The organism is Rhodococcus sp. NPDC057014 (assembly GCF_042673295.1).
Lineage (GTDB): Bacteria > Actinomycetota > Actinomycetes > Mycobacteriales > Mycobacteriaceae > Rhodococcus_F.
Genome location: NZ_JBHUSF010000041.1, coordinates 22,219 through 40,696, shown reverse-complemented (window position 1 = coordinate 40,696; position 18,478 = coordinate 22,219). Strand labels below are relative to the sequence as shown.

The following is an 18,478-nucleotide window of genomic DNA, read 5'->3' as shown; positions in this document are numbered from 1 at the left end:
CCCGCCGACGTCCACGCGCCGAGGCCGCCGTCGAGCATGCTCACGTCGGCAACACCCGCCCACCGCAGCAGCCACCAGGCCCGCGCGGCGGCGAGGTTCCCCGTCGCGTCGTAGACCACGACAGTGCTGCCCGCCCGGACGCCCCACCGGCGCGCGGCGACCTGGAGGTCGGCCACGTCCGGTAGCGGATGCCTGCCGAGTTCCGGGCGTCCCGGGGCGGCGAGTTCGGTGTCGAGGTCCACGAACACGGCCCCCGGAATGTGCGCGTCGAGGTAATGCTGCCTGCCCTCGGTGTCGCCGAGGGCCCACCGCACGTCCAGCAGAACCGGGGGAGCGTCGCTGCGCAACAGCGCCGCCAACTCGTCGATCGTCACCACAGGGCTCATCGCACCACTGTCGCACACGGTGGATTCGGGGTGCCGTTGACGCGAGAACCTGGCACCCTGGCACGCATGACGGGACGTCGCACGACGGCGCTGCTGCTTGCGGCCGCGCTGTTCGGGCTGACCGGGTGCGGAACGGCCGAACCGGCGAAGACGCCGTCGCCGGTGCCGCGGGTGCAGGCGTCCGCGTCCGGGCTGACCCTCGACGGCCGGCCGTGGTGGCCCGCCGGGCTGAATGCCTATCAGCTGGCCACCGACTGGTCCGTCAACCGCGGGTGCGGCGCCGAGGTGGATCTGGACGGCTTCTTCGGCGTCCTGCCGGAGGGGTCGCTCACCCGGTTCAACGCGTTCCAGTGGCTGGCGATCGACAAGGTGACCGGCGCGCTGGACTTCACGGGCATCGACAACGTCTTCCGGGCGGCCGAGGCGCACCGCCAGCTGGTGATCCCGGTGCTCGCCGCACAGGACGGATCGTGTGGTGACGAGATCTTCAAGTCGAGTGAGTGGTACGACGGCGGTTGGCGCAGCGTCGCCCCCGGTTCGGTGCTCAGCTACGAGGACTGGGTCGCGACGGCGGTGAAGCGGTGGCGGGATTCCCCGTCGCTGGCGATGTGGGAGCTGATGGGGGAGCCCGAACCGCTGACCCCGTTCCACAGCTGCACGGACACCGCGGGCGAGACACTGCGGGTGTTCGTCGACGAGGCCGGCGGCCTGGTCCGCAGCCTCGACGACCGGCACCCGATCACGCTCGGGATGATCGGCGGCGGCCAGTGCGGCACGGCGGGAACGGATTACGAGTTGGTGGGCGCGTCGCCCGCACTCGACGTCCTGCAGTACCACGACTACGGCGCCGACGGTGTTCCGCTGCCCGGCGACCGTTACAACGGTCTCGCCCTGCACATCGAGCAGGCCGAACACCTGCGCAAACCGATCCTCGTCGCGGAGATCGGACAGTATTCGGGGGCGGGATGCGTCTCCGTCGTGGAGCGGGCCCGGGAAGTGGCCGTGAAGATCGACGGCCAGCGTGCGGCCGGGACCGCGGGCGCGCTGCTGTGGGCGTTCGTGCCCGACCCGCGTCACGGCGAGTGCACGTACGACATCGGACCCGACGACCCGGTGCGGGGAGTGCTGCGCGAACGCAACGGCACCCGCTGAGCGTCACAGCACCCGGTACAGCCGCCAGGTGGGCTGGTCCTGGCCGTCGTTCGGGATCTCGAGTTCCAGCGTCGCGATGTCCGCGCCGGTCTCGTACAGCGTCGGGTACCGCCGGTTGACGGCATCGGACTCGCCGCGACCGGTGTTGGGGACGGCGAGGACGTACTGGATTCCGTGATCGGCGGGCCGGTTGACGATCGACGTGAAGTCCTGGTCGGACGGGATGACGAACGTGCGCGGGTTGTCGGTCGCGGTGTAGACGGCGAACCCGTAGACGGTGTCCATGAGCACCGACCCCTCGGGCAGATTCATCGAGTCGATGTGGCGGGCCAGTTCCCGTTCGGTGCGGAACGACGCGATGATCCGCCGCTCGGTGCGCCGCTTGTCGGACGTGTCGTTCGGCGCGGGGAACACCACGGACTCCAGCGCGTACTGCTGATCCGACAGGGTGGGGGACACCATCAGCGCACCGGTGGCGACGGGAGTGAAGACGACGAGGGCCACGGCGAGGGCCGCCGGAACGGAACGGGAGCCGACGACGAGGCGACGGGTGAATCCGTGCGGACCGTGCCGCCGCTCCACCAGTGCCCCACCCGGCGGGACGAGTTGGAACGCGAGCACCGCCATCAGCGGAAGCGCGCAGATGTAGAACCGCAGGAACGGGAACGTCAGTCCGCGCATGTAGCTGAGCGTGGCGAACGCGATCACCGAGGCGAGCACCACCACGGCTGCCACCACCTCGAGGTCGTGGCGACGCCACGCCAGCACCGCGACGATCGGGACCAGCAGCGGGAGGACGGGCCCGAGCACGACGGTCTCCGCGATCGAGAAGACCAGGGCGTATCCGGGGTCGGTGGATCCGCCGCCGCTCTGGGCGAGGATGCTCGCGTTGCCGTACGTGGACGAGAACTGCTGCAGGGCCTCACCCGTGATGAGCCAGCTGGTGGCCGCCCACGCCAGGAACGCCACCCCGGTGGGCAGTGCCACCAGCACGGCGTCGAGGGCCGCGGGAAACAGCAGTTCCCGCTTGTTCTTCCACCCCTGCCGCAGCAGGGTCGTCGCGAACACGAACACGGTCACGGCCAGTCCGGCGGCCAGCGCGTCGTACCGGGTCAGGTAGGCGAGGCCCAGCGCGACCGCGACGGCGACGAGGTCGTGGATGTCGTCGGTGGTGCACCACCGGATCAGCCTGCGGGTGGCCCAGCACATCAGCAGCAGGAACGGTGCCTCGCTCATGCCGTTGCCGCCGTAGAACACGATCATCGGGTTGAGCGCGAACAGGGCGGTGACCGCCCAGATCAGCCACGGCGGGCAGCCGCGATCGGCGCCGATCTTGTAGATCTGCACCACCGCGCCCGCCATGAACGGCGCAGACATCACCACCCCCGTCACACCCCACGCGGTGAGACCGGGCCACCAGTGGCTGAGCAGCACCGTCGGCAACTGCACCACCGCCGTCAGCGGCGTGAACACGAAACCGATCGCGGCGAGGTGCGGGTCCCGGCTGAACAGGACGCTGCGTGCGGCGGAAATGCGACTGAGCGCGTCGCCCATCAGAAATCCGTGCCCGACAGTCAGATACAGCCCGACCATCACGTACAGCGCGGTGCAGCCCCAGAACAGCCAGCGTGCCGGCCTCACGGTGCGGCCCCCGAATTCGACTTCGCCGCATCCGATTCGGCCGCGGTCGGTGTGCTCGCTCCGCTCAGCCCGTGGAACGTCTTCTCCCAGTACGACGGGTTCCGGATCAACTGGTACGTGCCCTTGATCGCCGCGATGCTCATCATCACCCAGTACAGCGGGGTCGTCAGTCCCGCGATCAGCAGCGCCGAGTTCCGGGTCTCCCGGCACGCGATCAGATTCATGTAGAGCACCGCGACGTTGCCGAACAGCAGCGAGATGAGCGCCGGGAAGTACACGTACGCGGGAAACTCCTCCTGGATCACCTGTGGCTGACCGAGGATCCAGGCCAGGCTGATCAGCCAGAACACCATGTTGAGGCACGCGATCAGCGGTGTCCCCGCCATGAGGGCCGTGAACCGGAAGAACCCGACGGCGCCGAGACCCCGCCACAGGCCGACCGGCCTGCGCATGTGCACCAGCCACGTCTGCAGGTAGCCCTTGTACCAGCGGGACCGCTGCCGGATCCAGTTGATGGCGTCGCTGTTCGCTTCCTCCAGCGTCGTGGAGTCGAGGACCGCGGTGCGGTATCCCGATTCGGCGATGCGCACCCCCAGGTCGGCGTCCTCGGTGACGTTGAACGGGTCCCAGGATCCGATCTCGTCGAGCACGCTGCGCCGCAGGTGATTCGACGTGCCGCCGAGCGGGATGGGTGAATCGCTGCGCATCAGTCCGGGCAGGATGAATCCGAACCACAACGCGTAGTCGGCGGTGAACCACGCGGTGAGCAGATTCTGGGTCCCGTTGTGGAACGCCAACTTCGCCTGCACGCACGCGGTGTTGTCGGGGAGCCGGTCGAACGCCGCGACGACCCGCCGCAGTTGCAGCGGGTCCGGGTGATCCTCGGCGTCGTAGATGGTGACGATCTCGCCGGTGGAGAAGTGCAGTCCGTAGTTGCAGGCCTTCGGTTTGGTCCGCGGATCGGCGGGCGGTACGAGGAGGATGGTGACCACGTCGCCGACTCCGGCGGCGTTCGCGGCGTCGATGGTGACGTCGTCGTCCTCCTCGAGGAGCAGGAGCACCTGCAGTTTCTCCTCGGGGTAACTCAGTGCCCGCATGGCCGCGATGAGATCGGCCACCACTTCCGGTTCGTTGTAGGCGGGGACCAGGATCGTGTACGGCGGCAACCGGTCGTCGGTCAGTGCGAGGGCGTCCTCGTCGGAGATGCTGACGATGGTGCTGCCGTCCAGGCCGCGGAAGAACAGGATCAGCCGGTCGGCCAGCGTCCAGACGTACGCGATGGTGCAGAAGAGGGTGACCGCCACCAGCGTGGGAATCGGGAAGAAGTACGCACACACGATCCCGACGGCCAGCAGGGCGAGCAGCAGGTTGCGCTGCCACGGGTAGAACGCGACCGAGGCGGACGACATCGGATGCTTCTCGCGCAGGCCGTTGACGGCGTCGTGGAGGGCGGCGGCCTTGAACTCGGTGTCGTACGTGTCGTCTTCGCGGGTCACCACTGCTGCGCCTCCACGATCTCGCGTGCCAGGGTTTCGAGCATCTCCCGGTCCTTGTACTCCGGTTCCGTGTCGGAGACCGCGGTCTTGCCCCGCAGCAGGACGGCCAGCGAGTTGGCGCCGTTGGACGCCATCGACGGCGCCGGTTCCGGGAACAGCGCGTCGGGTTCGTGGTTGTCGACGGTGATGAGGCTGACCCGCTGGGTGAGACCCGGACCCCGCACCCACACGAAGTTGAGATTGCTCCAGGTGAGCAGGAGGTCGTCGTCGACGACGGTGTACATCTCCGCGGTCACCCCGCGGCCGACGTCGACGAAAACCTTCGAGCTGACGCGGGCGTTCTGCAGTCGGTATTGGGTGTGGCTGGGGTACACCTCGAGTGTCGTGGGCCTGCGCACCGACAGCGTGTCCACCTGCACGGTGCGGGGGCGGTTCTGCACGTCCCACGCCGGGTTGGGTTCGGTGGTGCGGATGGTCTGCCGGGTGAGCCGCGACGTGGAACCGAAGTACTTGCGCGGCCAGCTGTACTCGGTGTAATCCAGTTCCTGCCAGCCGCCCGGCACGACGATCCCCGCGTGCGCGGCGGGAGAGGGGCCGGGCGAGACAGGGGTGAGGTTCTGGTCGGGCAGCGGCGTCACGAACAACGCCGCGGCGACCACGAACACCGCGACGAACGTGAAGCCGCTGTTGATGGTGGTGGGGCGGCGGACGGGGCGGTCGAACGGTGCCAGGCTGCCGCCGCGCCGCTTGTACACGTAGAAGCAGGCTCCGACGATGATCGAGGTGGCCAGGGCCGGACCGAGTTGGGTGGCGAACGTGGGCGCCGTCGGGAACATCCTGATCGTCACGTACAACGCGACGCTGCCCAGTGTCACCGAGCAGGCGAAACCGACGGCCGCGCGGCGGTTGCTCCGGCTGACGGCGATGGCGGTGGCGCCGGAGGCGAGGACGACCATGATCAGGCCGTAGTGGAAACGCTGGCCGCCGAGCAGGATCGCCAGCGAACGGTACGTCAGCGGACCGAGCGCCAGCGCGAGCACCCACACCGGCCAGAACCGGCACACCGGGCGGAGCCCGAAGACGAGGACCGCGGAGCTGAACACGAACACCCACGCCGCGACGACGTCGATGTGCATCAACTGGTAGTCCTCGGCGAACCGGGGCAGGAGCAGCACCTGGATCGCCAGGGTGACGAGCAGCCCGATACCGCCCACGATCTTGTCGGTCTGGCGGTCGTGGATGGGGAGTTCGCCCTCCCGCCGCAGCGAGATGCCGATCGCCGCGCAGATGCACAGTGCCGGGACGACGAAGACGTAGCCGATGGCGGTGCCCTCGGTGGTACTGCGCCACACGTCCTGCCACGTCTTCCAGAACGCGAAGACCGTCGCCGCCACGATGAGGATCCACCGGGCGGTGAGCCGGATCGCGGCGTCGAGGGCGACGTTGCCGATGATCATGGGGAGCCGCTCAGCGTGGCAGCGGACGGGTCCGGCGATGACGCATCACGACCGCCGCCGCGATCACGATTCCCACCAGCAGCAGGATCCCGGCGACGCCGAGCACCCACCCGACCGTCGTGGAGACGCCGGACGAACTCGCACCGCCCGCGGTGTCCGGTATCGACAGTTCGACGGGGTCGCGGTTCGCGGCGGTGAAGAGGATGTCACCGTTCAGGCTCGCCCAGCGATCCGGTGTCGCCCGAAGCCATTCGAGTGTCCGGTCGAGTTCGCCGGGCACACCGGTGGATCCGGCGACCACCACCTGCCGGGTGCCGTCGAACGCGGTCTGCAGTGACGCGAAGTCGATCGGTGCGCCGAACGTGACGGTGGTGGAGCCGTCGGTCCCCGGATCGGTCAGTTCGAACGTGGAGCCCTCGGTGCTCGACAGGGGCAGGGGGACGCCATCCGGGAGATTCCCGTCGGCGGCGATGAGGATGGCGGGCGACTCCGAACCCACGGCCTCGTCGATCGACACCCAGTGGGGGTCGAGTTCGACGGTGGTCAGCGATTGCAGTCCCGTCACCACGGCCACGGCGCGTGCTGTGTCGTCGAATCCGCCGACGGTGCCCGCGACGTCGACGCTCGGCAGCAACGACTGCGGCAGCGACTCGAACCCACCCGGATGGGGGGTGCCCGACGGTTCGCTGGTGACCTCGCTGTCCGGGTCGATCGACAGGGTGACCGGTTGTTCGAGTCCGCACTGGTTGGTGGCGCCCGTGGTCTGCAGGGCGACGGTGAGCGTGGTGACCCGGCGCAGCGCGTCGTTCGGCACGTCGATCCACCGGTCGATCGCACCGCTGGGTTCGGCGGCCCAGCTGGCCACCTGCCGGTCGCCGGCGGCGACGGAGATCAGACCGTTCTGATTGCTCGGCAGCGGTGTGTACGTGCCCTGCAGGTTGACTCGCACGGTGTCCGAGGCCCGGCCGAGCCGCGTCTGGTCGAGTCCGAGGGCCACCTCGACGCGGCCGTGCGCGGTGGCGCCGAGGTTGGTCTGGCCGAGCCCGCGCAGCGTCGTGGACGTGGGGGCGAGGATCGGCGGGTTGTCCATCGAACCGGCCGTCGCACGGGCCTCCACCGCGATGCTCGCCACCTGGCTGGTGATCAGCCGGCTCTGGTTCTCCAGCGTGCGGTCGTCGCCGGTCAGGCGCAGCGCCGGCGGACCGCTCGGTGCCGGGATCAACTCGGTCGCGGCGGTGCCGCTCTCGAGGATCACCACGGAACGCTCGAACGGGCTGTCGGCGGACGTCGGCGCCGACTGCCCGTCGGGAAGCCGCCGCACGTCCACCCGCACCGGTTGCGCGCCGTAATAGGCGACGACGGCCGCGCCGAGGTCGACCGCCGCCGCACTCTCCGCCGAACTGGGATCGCCGGGAACGTAGAGGTGCAACTGCTGCAGGACCGGCGGCAGGAAGTCCGCGACGACCGTCGGGTTCGCGGGAGTCCCGCTGTACGCGGCCCGGACGTCGCGGAAGGTCAGGCTGCGTCCCGTCCAGTCCTGGGGGCAAATGTTGTCCAGCGGCACCAGCGTGGTCCTCAGCGTGACCGCGACCGCCTGATCGGTCAGCTCGGCGCCCGCGAGGGGAATCGACACCGGCGCACTCTGAGCGGGCGCTCCCGGCAGATCCACCCGGCCGAGCGAACGGCCCGCGGACTCGACGTCGATCCACGCGCGCCCGACATTGCCGGGAAGGTCGACCACCCCGTCGAGCGATGTCGGCGTGAGTCCCTGCGGGACCGGCACGGTGATCGTCACCTCGTCGTGATTGCCGCGGAACGGCACCGCCTCACCGAACCCGAGCGTCCGTGAATCCAGCGAAACAGCCCCACTGGGCTGCGGTTCGATCTCCGTGGTCACCGGATCCTGCGCATGCGCCACCGGGAGCGACAACAATGCCAGCCCGCACACCGCGAGCACGGCGAGAAGTCGGGGAGTGTGTGAGCGGACAGGTGCGGCAACGGGCATCGGCGAATCTTTCGGTGCGGCGTGGCGGGCGAAGTCTGGAATCGGCACAAATGGGACGGTCGTGCCTGACGCTACAAGGGAATACGGCCGTGCGTGTGGCGAACAGAATTTGTCGGGCGGCAAACACATCCGTGCGGGCAAGTGGATTGGTACGCAGCGGTATCGCGCGACGGCGGTACTGAAACTATCCGAAAACTGGATATAGGACCGGTTTTTTGTGTGGGTTGGGAGCCCGAGGTCGGCTCGTCCGTCGATTCGCCAGGAGGCGGCGTGTGGATCAGAAGTTGTTGCTACTCGCCGGTATTCGCATGGATGTGGTAAAGATTGCCACAGAGTGAGCAGGAGACCGTCCGGTCTGCAATCATCATCACGGCAATATCACCACATACAGGTTCCGAACCCCGAGAGCTTGATCCGGAGGCGAAGCAGAGAATGGCGTCCAGTTCGACCGTTCGCAGCGCGGTGGACGCACATGCCTCCGATCTCGGACCTCGCGTGGTCGGGGATGTTCACCGCGTAGTCCGTCGCCGCTGGCAGACCGCGTACATCCGTCGTCTCGCGGTCACCGACGCCCTGGTCGTGACGGCCGCGGTCGCCACGGCGCAGTGGTGGAGATTCGGAGGCTCCGACGCCCAGGTACAGTCGCAGTCGCTCGACAACGTCAGCTACACACTCATTTCCGCAGCACTGGTTGCCATGTGGCTGGGAATGCTCACCGTGTTCCATGCCCGGTCGCCGCGAGTGATCGGCAGCGGGCCGGAGGAGTACCGGCGGATCGCGACCGCCACGATGCGCTTGTTCGGGATCATCGCCATCGCCGCGCTGCTCGCCAGGCTCGACCTCGCCCGCCTCTATCTCGCCATCGCGCTTCCGGCAGGTCTGGTGGGACTGTTGGTCAGCCGGTGGATGTGGCGTCGAGTGGTGTCGTACAAGAGGGCGCACGGACACTTCCAGACATCCGTTCTCGCTGTCGGTGCCCATCAATCGGTGCGAAGCCTCGCCGAGTCCTTCGATCGCGGCACCGCGGACGGCTTTCTCGTGGTGGGAGTATGTATTCCGGGTCATTCCCGTCGATTGGACGAGCACATCACGGTAGGCGGCCGCGCCATCCCGGTGCTGGGAAGTGAAAACGATATCGTGGACGCGTTGCGCGAATCCGGCGCAGACACCGTCGCGGTCACGGCCACCGAGCATCTCGGACACCACGGACTGCGGCAGATGGTGTGGGATCTCGAGAATCACGAGGTCGATCTCGTGGTGGCGCCGGGGATGATGGACGTGTCCGGGCCGCGCCTCGAGATCCGTCCGGTGGCCGGTCTGCCGCTGATCCACGTCGAGAAGCCGAGCTACCACGGCGCGAGCAAGTTCGGAAAGACCTCGTTCGACATCGCCTTCGCCCTGTTCGCGCTCGTCCTGGTCAGTCCGGTGATGCTCGCCGCCGCGGTGGCGGTCAAGCTGACCAGCAGGGGACCGGTGTTCTACCGGTCCGAACGGATGGGTCTCGACGGGAAGCCGTTCCAGATGTTGAAGTTTCGCTCGATGGTGCAGAACGCGGACACGCAGGTCGCGTCGCTCATGGACCGCAACGAGGGTGCCGGGATTCTGTTCAAATTGCGTGAGGACCCGCGTGTGACGCGGGTCGGACGGGTGCTTCGCCGGTTCAGCATCGACGAACTGCCGCAGTTCGTCAACGTGCTGCGACGCGACATGAGCATCGTCGGACCGCGTCCGCCGTTGCACCGGGAAGTGGAGGCGTACGACGGAGACGTCCACCGCCGGCTTCTCGTCAAACCCGGTGTCACCGGACTGTGGCAGGTGAGCGGGCGTTCGGACCTGTCGTGGGAGGAATCGGTGCGGCTCGATTTGTCGTACGTGGAGAATTGGTCGATGGTTGGCGACATGCTGATCATCGCGAAGACTCTGAGGGCTGTGGTGGCGAGTGACGGCGCGTACTGACATGCGGGTGTTGCTCGACGGGTACTGGTGGGTCGACGGACCACCCTCCGGCCGGTTGGTCCTCAGGGAGGTCATCGGTCGATGGGCACAGTCCTACCCGGGAGACGAGTTGTTTCTCGCCGTTCCGGCCGGGCTGGCCGCATCGGCGAGAGCGACTGTCCCGGAAGGAGTTCGCGTCGTTCCCACTCGTTCGCGGGTGCATCCGCTGATCAACGGCGTGGAATTGCCGCTCGTCGCACGCAGGATCGGCGACGTCGATGCGGTGCTGGCGCAGAACTTTTCCCCGCTGGGCTCGCCGTCCGTCGTGTACGTGCACGACGTGTTGTTCCAGTCGAACCCCGAGTGGTTCACGCGAGTCGAACGCGCATACCTGTCCCTCATTCCCCTACTCGCGCGCCGCGCGGGTTCCGTGGTCACGTCCTCCGAGGCGGAGCGGGTGCGGATCCGTACCCACAACCCGGACCTCACGCGGGTCGCGGCCTCCGGACTCGGCGTGGCACGCGGACTGTTGTCCGCCGAATCGGTGGCGCCGCCCGCCGTCCCGCGCACGGCCGAATTCGTTCTCACGGTGGGCCGGCTCAACGTGCGCAAGAACGTCCAGCGAATCATCGACGCGGGTGTGAACTCCGGGCTGATCACCCCGGAGTACCCGCTGGTCGTGGTCGGCGAAGCCTCCGGTAGGAATGCCCCGGTCGACCCGTCCTCCCGCGCCGCGATCGACGACGGCAGCGTGATCTTCACCGGGCGCCTGTCCGACGGTGAACTGCGGTGGCTCTACGAGCACTGCGACTACTTCTGCTGCCTGTCCCTCGGAGAGGGGTTCGGGCTGCCGCCCGTGGAGGCTCGGGCCTTCGGCGCACGCGTGCTCGTCAGCGACCTGGAGGTCTTCCGCGAAACACTCGGAGCGGACGCCACCTACGTCGACCCGCTCGACGTGGGGCGGATCGCGGCCGCCATGGCGGCACTCGCGAAGGCCGGAACGGATGGTCCGCGAACGACCGCCCACCGGGAATCGGCACACGACGACTGGCCGGAAGTGATTCGAGTGCTTCGTGACGAGTTGCGGCACGTCTCCACTCCGATCGTCGGTGCGACACGGTGACGGTCAGCCTGCTCGGTAACGCGTACCTGCACCTGCGTGGACGGGAACTTCCTCCGGACGTACCCACGTCGGTGATGGCGGGGTTTGCGGTACGCAAGGGAATCGAGGCTGCGCGCGGCCTGGCGCTCGGGGCCCGCTACGCGGGTGTGTCCACCCTGCACTTCCGTGGACGGCGCGTGACGGTGACGGGTGGAAGGTTCCTCAGTGTGGGCAGGGGCGTCTGCCTCGGTGACGACGTCCGGGTCGAGGCATTTTCCCGGAACGGAATCGAACTGGGCGACAACGTCACGGTGGGGCGCGGGGCGACCATCGCGGCATCGGGGGTGATCGCGAATCCCGGGACCGGAGTGGTGATCGGCGACCGGACCGCGGTCGGCATGTACAACACGGTCTGGGGTCAGGGCGGCGTCGTGATCGGACGCGACTGCCTGCTGGGCCCGAATGTGGTGATCGTCAGCGAGAACCACGTCTATTCCGACCAAGACACTCCCATTCGGCTCCAAGGTGAACAGCGACTACCCGTGATCGTGGGCGACGACTGCTGGCTCGGAGCCGGCGTGGTCGTCGTCGCCGGGGTCACCATCGGCGCGGGGTCGGTTGTCGGCGCGGGATCCGTGGTGACCGGTGACCTTCCGCCGGGAAGTGTGGCCGTCGGTTCACCCGCCCGGATAGTCGGCAGCAGGCGTGAGAAGGGTGGTGAGACCGGATGAGCGAGGAACAGAGAATCCGCGTCTCGGTGCTGGTCGTCACGTACAACAGCGCCGCCGTCATCGGCCGGTGCCTCCAGTCGCTGGCCGACGAGCCGGACATCGAGATCGTCGTTCTCGACAACGACTCGCACGACGGCACTCTCGACACGGTCGAGCGCGTCGCTCCCCGTGCGCGGATCGTCCGCAGTTCCGCGAATCTGGGTTTCGCCCGAGGAGTCAACGCGGCCGCAGCGCAGGCGCGCGGCGAGCATCTGCTGCTGCTCAATCCCGATGCCCGCATCGCCCCCGCCGACGTGCGCGCGCTCAGCCGGGTTCTCGGCGACGGCGCAGGCGTCGCCGCCCCCGTGCTGGAGAAGCCGGGTGATCGCCTCACCATCCGCGAGGGTGGTCGCCGGCCGGGCCTGTGGCGCGTCGTCTGTCACTACTACGGCTTGTCGCGGCTGTCCTCGACGGCGAGGGCAGTCGAGGGTCTGTATCTGCTGAAGCGGAACTCGTTCGTCAGCAGGGACGTCGACTGGGTTTCCGGTGCCTGCCTGATGACGCACGCCGACCTGTGGCGGGAACTGGGCGGGCTGACCACGCGCTGGTTCATGTACGCGGAGGATCTCGAGTACTGCCTGCGTGTCCAGGAGGCGGGCCACCGGATCGTCATGTCCGCCGAGGCGTCGGGTGTGCACACCATCGGCGAGAGTTCGGCGCCGTCGGGGGAGAGCAGGCCGAACTCGGCATGGGTGGTCAACCTGTACGACCTGTACAAGTGGAGGCTCTCGCGGTCGCGCGTCCAGAATCTGGCGTGGAAGTGCGCGGTGGGCGGCGGACTGCTTGCCCGCTCGGCGGCGTACCGCGTGCGGGCCGTGCAGGACCCGCCCCGCCGGCAGTCCTGGCTGGAGGAGTCCCGAAAATTCTCCTGGTATGCGCGGGACCTCCTGCGGGTGCCGTCGAGCGCGACGAACGGCGCCGGGGAGGTGATCGATCGTGAGCCTGCCCGTACGTGACGCGGTGGACCGGCTGTCGCCATCCCTGTGCCTCGTCCCCGGCGTCCTCGTCGTCGCCCTGCTCCTGCCGTCCCTGGTCGGCACCACGATCACACTCGCGGTGCTTGCCGGCATCGCGATCTCCGTTCTGTGCAGCCGCCAACCGAGGATCGCGCTGACGCTGTGGCTCCTGGTCGTGTGCTTCGTCCCGTTCTGGTTCGGCGCCACCGACCCGTTCTACCTGTCGCCGACCGCGCTGATGTCGCTGCTGGTTCTCGGTGCGATGCTGCTCTTCAATCGGTGGGAGCCGAACACGATCGACGTGTGCATCCTCGTCTTCTTCGCGTGCTGCGCGATTCTCGTAGTCGTCGGGTGGGCGCGGCCCGGAGACGTGACGAGTGCGTTGTCGCAGTGGCTGCTGTCGTTCCTGGTCGGCAGGCTACTGGTTCAGCGCGTGGGCACCGAGTTCACCTATCGCGTCATCGCTGTCCTCTTCACCGTCGTCGCGGTGTGTGCGGTGGCCGAATTCGTGCTGCGCTGGAACCCGTATTACGACCTGGCGAACGCGACGGTGCAGTACCGGCTGTGGGGACATTCCCAGTTGCGGGGCGGAATCATTCGTTCGGAATGGGCGTTCGGCCACTCCATCGCACTGGCCAATTCGGTCGCGCTCGCGATCCCGATCGTGTTCGCCACGACCTTCCGGACACGTGTGAAGGTGGTGTGCATCGCGCTGATGCTCGCCGCCGCGGTGGTCTCGTTCAGCCGTTCGGGCATGATCAGCGCCGCGTTCGCCGTGTTCCTGACACTGTTCTTCATGAAGGGCCGAAGCGAATCGCGGAGCGGGATGCTCGTTCTCGCTGGTGGTGTCGTCGGCGCAGCGCTGGCCAGCCCCTGGATCGTCGGCATCTTCGAACAGGCCGGTTCTGAGGCGGAAGACAGCGCCCAGTACCGATCGAAACTGAACGGCCTGATCCCGACGATGAATCCGATGGGAATCGCGAACGGATACGTCGAATCGGACGGGGTTCCCTACTTCAGTGGATTCAAATCGATCGACAGCACGTTCGTGCTGCTGGGTCTGAGTTTCGGCCTCTTCGTGGCCGCCGCGGCCATCCTCGGAACGGTGTGGCTCGCGTTCCGCGTGATCACCCGCACCGCGACGCCGCCGATGATCGGCGTGGCGGCCGTCGTACCCGCTCTCTTCACGGTCGCACTGATCACCCAGTTCGGTGCACTGCTGTGGTTCTTCATCGGGATGGTCTCCCTCACCGGAGCGAGACGGCAGGAAACCGAATCGCGATTCCGCCACGATCGACAATCGCAACTGACAGGGGCGGACTCATGACGAAGGTACTCGTACTCTGGGCCGACACCAGATCGGCCAATTTCGGTGTGCAGGTGCTGGCACGGGGTCTCGCCGAACTCGCGACCCGCGCGTGGGGACCCGAGACCGTCGTCGAGTTCCAGAACTACATGCCGGGCGACTCTCCCGTCTCGTTCACCACCCGATCGATCGCGCGCGATGTCGGCAGACGCAACGGGCCGATCAAGGCGAAGCTCCGCGAGTACGACGTCATCCTCGATTCGGGTGCCGGAGACAGTTTCACCGACATCTACGGGCTGAAGCGCCACGCGTTCATGGTGTACGCCAGCAGGTCGGCCGCGAAACTTGGGATACCCGTCGCGATGGGACCGCAGACGATAGGTCCGTTCACCACGGCAGCGGGACGGCGGGGCGGGAAGTACTGCCTCGACAGAGCGTCGGTCGTGCAGTCCCGCGACGACGTCAGTGCCGAGTACTCGGCGACGCTCGGCAGACCCGTCGATGCGCGCGCGACCGACGTCGTGTTCGCACTGCCGCGCACCGAGGTCCCGAAGTCGCGGGACGTGGTGGTCAACGTGTCGGGCCTGCTGTGGTTCTCGAATCGGCACGGCGACTCCGCCGGCTACCGGAATTCCGTGCGCTCTCTGCTCGGCGAGTTGCGGTCGGCAGGAAGGCAGGTCAGTCTGCTCGCGCACGTCGTGGATGCGGTCAGCGTCGACGACGACGTGGCGGCCGTCCGGGACCTCGACCCCGAGTTCCGTTCCGGACTGGAGGTCGTGGTTCCCCGCACGCTCGACGAGGTCAGGAACACGGTGGGTTCGGCGGAGTGGGTCGTCGGCGCGCGGATGCATGCGTGCCTCAATGCGCTGTCGATGGGCACACCCGCCATTCCGTGGGCGTACTCGCGAAAATTCGCACCCCTGATGTCGGACCTCGGGTGGGATCTGAGTGTCGACCTCGCCCACGAGCAGAACCCGGGCGAGGTGACGGCGCAGGTCATCACGACTCGAAAGGCCGCGGAGGTCGGTGACCAGGTAAAGGGGATTCACGACCTCGCGGAGCAACGCCTGAGTGCCGCGGTCGCATCCCTGCAGACGGTGGGGGCGGCGTGACCCGCACCCTCGAAGATGCCGTCCGCCGGGTGGTCGTGAACGGAAATTGCACCGGTTGCGGTGGGTGCACGCTGGTGTCGTCCCGCATCGAGATGCAGTTGGACGCGACGGGATACATGCGCCCGTCCTTCACCGCAGTCGCGAGCGATCCCGGCACCGATCGCCAAGAGCGTGCGCTGTTCGACGCCACGTGTCCGGGCAAGCGGGTCCGCGCACCCGAACTGCCGGGCGGCACCGCCCATGCCGTCTTCGGCAGCCACGTCTCGGTGTGGAAGGCGTGGGCCACCGACGAGAACGTCCGTGAATCGGGTAGCAGCGGCGGAGTTCTCACCGCCCTTGCCGGGTGGCTGGTGGAGACGGGACAGACGAGGTCGGTCATCGGCAGCAGCCCCGGGGACCGGCCGACGCGCAGTGTGCCGATCCGGATCGTCTCCAAGGATCAGGCTTTGCGGGCGGCGGGGTCCCGCTATGCGCCGGTCAGCAATATCCCGCTGCTGGCAGCCGGAGCCGCCGGCACCGCACTCATCGGTAAACCCTGCGAGGCGACAGCCGCCCGGCAATACTTCGATGCCATCGGCGCGCCGCAGGCGGATCATCCGATCCTGCTGTCGTTCTTCTGCGCCGGCACTCCCAGCCAGCAGGCGACCGACACTCTCGTCGAGGATCTGGGCTTCACCACGGAGGGGGTCACGGCGCTGCGCTACCGCGGCAACGGATGGCCCGGAACGTTCGCGGTCCACTCGGAATCGGACGTGCGGGAACTGTCGTACGACGAGTCGTGGGGGCAGCATCTGGGGCGCAGACTCCAATGGCGGTGCAAGCTCTGCGTCGACGGAACCGGAGGACACGCGGACATCGCCGTCGGTGACTACTGGCGGTGCGACGAGCGCGGCTATCCGGTCTTCGACGACGCGGACGGCGTGTCCGTCGCCATCGCTCGCACCCGGCGCGGTCACGAGTTGCTGCTCGACGCCGAGCGCCGCGGGATACTGCACCTCGAAGAGATCGACATCGACAGTGTTGTGCCGGTGCAACCGCTGCAGGTCGGACGCAAGCTGACCCTCGCGGGCAGGTTGCTCGGCCGGCTGGTGGGCGGAAGGCGCGTTCCCCGGTACGCGGGATACGGTCTGCTCGCACTCGCCGCGCGCACTCCGGTCGCCGCTCTGCGGTCGGCGGCAGGCACGTTCGTCCGCACCATTTCGGGTTGAGCGGGACAGGGTTCGACAAGATGGGTGGATCGACAGTGCCGACGGAGATGCAGCAGAGTTGGTGCGGACGGGTCGTGGCCCGGCACTTCGCGGCACTGCCGCTGAAACGACGCATTCTCGCGCTGGTCTCGCGTAGCGAAGGCGGACAGTTCACGTCACTCTCCCTCCGCGCAATCCTCGACCGGCACTACGGCGTGCGCGTGGGAAACCATTCCTACGGGTCGCTGCTCGAGCCCGGAATGGCAGACAGGGATACCGTCATCGGGTCCTACGTGTCCATCGGCCCCAACGTGCGCAGGCTCGGTGCGGCCCACCCCGTCGACTCCCTCAGCATGCACCCGTACTGGTACAACCCCGTACTCGGGCTCGTTCCGGCGGACGCTGACGTCGAGCGCACGGGGTGCGAGATCGGGCACGAGTCGTGGATCGGTGCCAATGTGACGATTCTGCCGGGATGTCGGCGCATCGGGATCGGTGCCGTCGTGGGAGCGGGTGCAGTGGTCACCAGGGACGTGCCCGACTTCGCCGTCGTGGTGGGAAGTCCCGCGCGACAGATTGCCGAGCGGCTCACGGAGGACCAGCGCCGGGGTCTGCTCGATGCCCGTCCCTGGGAACTCGCGCCGGCCGACTGCCGCGCAGCCCTGGAACGACTCGGAGACGGTGTCCGATGACGGCGGCCGCACGGCTCCGCACGCTCGTGGTCGCGGATTCCCCGGTGCAACTGGTGGTCGGGAATCTCGGGGCCGCCGCGCTTTCGCTTCTCAGCGCACCCATCGTCGCGCGGGCGATCGGTCCGGACGGCAGGGGAGAGACGGCGGCGGCGATCGCTCTGTTCTTCATCGTGCCCATCGTTCTCGCGTTCGGGATTCCGCTCGAGGTGCGGAGAGTGGCGGCGACGACGGACGGTAAGGCAGTCCTGCGCAGCGCGCGGGTCTTCTGTGCTCTCAGCGTGCTGTTGTCGGTGCCAGTCGCGGTCGTCGCCGCGCTGACGTTGTTCGCGGATCTCGAGGACACGGCGCAGATGATGGTCGCGGTGGGCCTAGCCGTCAGTCCGCTGGCGATGAGCTGGATGTGCGACAGCAGCGTTTTGATCGCACACCTCCGCTACCGGGCGGTTCTCGTCGTGCGACTTGCGTACCCGGCGATCTACGTCTCGCTCGTGTCGGTCTGGTGGATCCTCGGACTCGCTACGACGGCAACCGTTCTGGCAGCCAACGTCGCGGGAACGGTGGGGACGTTCGCCGTGGCTCTGACGCTGACGAAGACCTCCGTCCGGGGCGAGTACCACCCGCTGGGCTCGCTACGGAGAGGTGCGGTGCGATATGCGGGAAGCGCGGTCGCAGAATCCGCGTCGAGCAGGCTCGACCAGGTTCTCGCCCTACCGCTGCTCGGCGCCGCGCAGGCGGGTATGTATTCCGTCGCGGTGACCGTGGCGGCCGTTCCGCTCGCACTCGGGCAAGCGCTGGGGGCGTCGTTCTTTCCGCTCGTCGCCCGCACCGAGGGTGCGGAGCGGGCGAAGCTGAAGGCGGAGGCCGCGAGGGTCGGTGTCGCTCTTGCCCTGCTGAGTACACCCGTTCTCGCGGCAGCGTCGTACGTAGGGATCCCGATCGTGTTCGGCGACGCCTTCGAACCGGCGGTCCGAGCGGCCGTGGTGGGCACGATCGGTGGCGGTGCGATGCTCGCCGCTTACGTGTGCTCGATGGCCCTCGCGGCCGAAGGGCGAGGCGTGCGCATGACGATCGCGCAGATCGTCGCCCTGGCTACGGGCATCGGACTTCTGTTCGTGCTGGGGCCGCCGTTCGGTGCGGTGGGCGCCGCGGCGGCATCGTCGGTGTCCTACCTGCTCCTGCTCGCGATCCTTCTGGTGTCGCTGAACGTGCCGCTCGGGAATCTGCGATTGCGGACTTCGGATTTCACGGAGTCGGTGGCGCGTCTGCTGCGCCGAGCCTGAC

The 18,478-nt window shown here is 67.9% G+C and carries 15 protein-coding genes; 10 read left to right on the top strand and 5 right to left on the bottom strand.

What is annotated here, in order from left to right:
- A partial coding sequence (locus ACFTZB_RS11710) for a sulfurtransferase (RefSeq protein WP_378431754.1) occupies positions 1 to 377 on the bottom strand: 377 nt, incomplete at its 3' end.
- Positions 378 to 452: 75 nt separating this feature from the next.
- Between ACFTZB_RS11710 and ACFTZB_RS11705 the strand changes: the two genes are divergently transcribed.
- Positions 453 to 1,538 (top strand): beta-mannosidase, encoded by a 1,086-nt coding sequence (locus ACFTZB_RS11705; RefSeq protein WP_378431745.1) that lies wholly within the window; start codon positions 453 to 455, stop codon positions 1,536 to 1,538.
- Between the two features lie 3 nt (positions 1,539 to 1,541).
- Here the strand turns inward: ACFTZB_RS11705 and ACFTZB_RS11700 are convergent, their stop codons facing one another.
- The 4 genes from ACFTZB_RS11700 to ACFTZB_RS11685 are packed head-to-tail and all read right to left on the bottom strand — an operon-like array spanning position 1,542 to position 8,185.
- Entirely contained in the window at positions 1,542 to 3,131 is a 1,590-nt protein-coding gene (locus ACFTZB_RS11700; protein ID WP_378431752.1) for an ArnT family glycosyltransferase, read from the bottom strand.
- A gap of 44 nt (positions 3,132 to 3,175) precedes the next feature.
- Positions 3,176 to 4,675 (bottom strand): glycosyltransferase, encoded by a 1,500-nt coding sequence (locus ACFTZB_RS11695; protein ID WP_378431743.1) that lies wholly within the window; start codon positions 4,673 to 4,675, stop codon positions 3,176 to 3,178.
- Entirely contained in the window at positions 4,672 to 6,132 is a 1,461-nt protein-coding gene (locus ACFTZB_RS11690; RefSeq protein ID WP_378431741.1) for a hypothetical protein, read from the bottom strand. The genes ACFTZB_RS11695 and ACFTZB_RS11690 overlap by 4 nt, the downstream gene beginning before the upstream one ends.
- Before the next feature lie 10 nt (positions 6,133 to 6,142).
- Positions 6,143 to 8,185, bottom strand: a complete 2,043-nt coding sequence (locus ACFTZB_RS11685; protein ID WP_378431739.1) for a hypothetical protein — start codon at positions 8,183 to 8,185, stop codon at positions 6,143 to 6,145.
- 384 nt (positions 8,186 to 8,569) lie between these two features.
- On the opposite strand from ACFTZB_RS11685, the gene ACFTZB_RS11680 reads away from it, so the two are divergent.
- The 9 genes from ACFTZB_RS11680 to ACFTZB_RS11640 are packed head-to-tail and all read left to right on the top strand — an operon-like array spanning position 8,570 to position 18,477.
- On the top strand, positions 8,570 to 10,093 hold the full coding sequence (locus ACFTZB_RS11680; RefSeq protein WP_378431737.1) for a sugar transferase: 1,524 nt from the start codon (positions 8,570 to 8,572) through the stop codon (positions 10,091 to 10,093).
- A complete protein-coding gene (locus ACFTZB_RS11675) occupies positions 10,077 to 11,195 on the top strand; it encodes a glycosyltransferase family 4 protein (RefSeq protein ID WP_378431735.1) in 1,119 nt (372 codons plus the stop codon). Before ACFTZB_RS11680 ends, ACFTZB_RS11675 begins: the two co-directional genes overlap by 17 nt.
- Positions 11,192 to 11,905 (top strand): acyltransferase, encoded by a 714-nt coding sequence (locus ACFTZB_RS11670; protein WP_378431733.1) that lies wholly within the window; start codon positions 11,192 to 11,194, stop codon positions 11,903 to 11,905. Before ACFTZB_RS11675 ends, ACFTZB_RS11670 begins: the two co-directional genes overlap by 4 nt.
- Positions 11,902 to 12,900 carry a glycosyltransferase family 2 protein gene (locus tag ACFTZB_RS11665; RefSeq protein WP_378431731.1) on the top strand — a complete coding sequence of 333 codons (999 nt, stop codon included), beginning with the start codon at positions 11,902 to 11,904 and terminating at the stop codon, positions 12,898 to 12,900. Before ACFTZB_RS11670 ends, ACFTZB_RS11665 begins: the two co-directional genes overlap by 4 nt.
- Positions 12,881 to 14,227 carry a hypothetical protein gene (locus ACFTZB_RS11660; RefSeq protein WP_378431729.1) on the top strand — a complete coding sequence of 449 codons (1,347 nt, stop codon included), beginning with the start codon at positions 12,881 to 12,883 and terminating at the stop codon, positions 14,225 to 14,227. The genes ACFTZB_RS11665 and ACFTZB_RS11660 overlap by 20 nt, the downstream gene beginning before the upstream one ends.
- Positions 14,224 to 15,318, top strand: a complete 1,095-nt coding sequence (locus ACFTZB_RS11655; protein WP_378431727.1) for a polysaccharide pyruvyl transferase family protein — start codon at positions 14,224 to 14,226, stop codon at positions 15,316 to 15,318. Before ACFTZB_RS11660 ends, ACFTZB_RS11655 begins: the two co-directional genes overlap by 4 nt.
- Positions 15,315 to 16,526 carry a Coenzyme F420 hydrogenase/dehydrogenase, beta subunit C-terminal domain gene (locus ACFTZB_RS11650; RefSeq protein WP_378431725.1) on the top strand — a complete coding sequence of 404 codons (1,212 nt, stop codon included), beginning with the start codon at positions 15,315 to 15,317 and terminating at the stop codon, positions 16,524 to 16,526. The genes ACFTZB_RS11655 and ACFTZB_RS11650 overlap by 4 nt, the downstream gene beginning before the upstream one ends.
- Positions 16,523 to 17,197, top strand: coding sequence for an antibiotic acetyltransferase (locus tag ACFTZB_RS11645; RefSeq protein WP_378431724.1), 675 nt, complete (start codon positions 16,523 to 16,525; stop codon positions 17,195 to 17,197). Before ACFTZB_RS11650 ends, ACFTZB_RS11645 begins: the two co-directional genes overlap by 4 nt.
- The gene (locus ACFTZB_RS11640) at positions 17,194 to 18,477 is read left to right on the top strand and encodes an oligosaccharide flippase family protein (protein ID WP_378431722.1); all 1,284 of its coding nucleotides are present in this window, start codon (positions 17,194 to 17,196) and stop codon (positions 18,475 to 18,477) included. The genes ACFTZB_RS11645 and ACFTZB_RS11640 overlap by 4 nt, the downstream gene beginning before the upstream one ends.
- The last annotated feature ends 1 nt before the right edge of the window (position 18,478 follow it).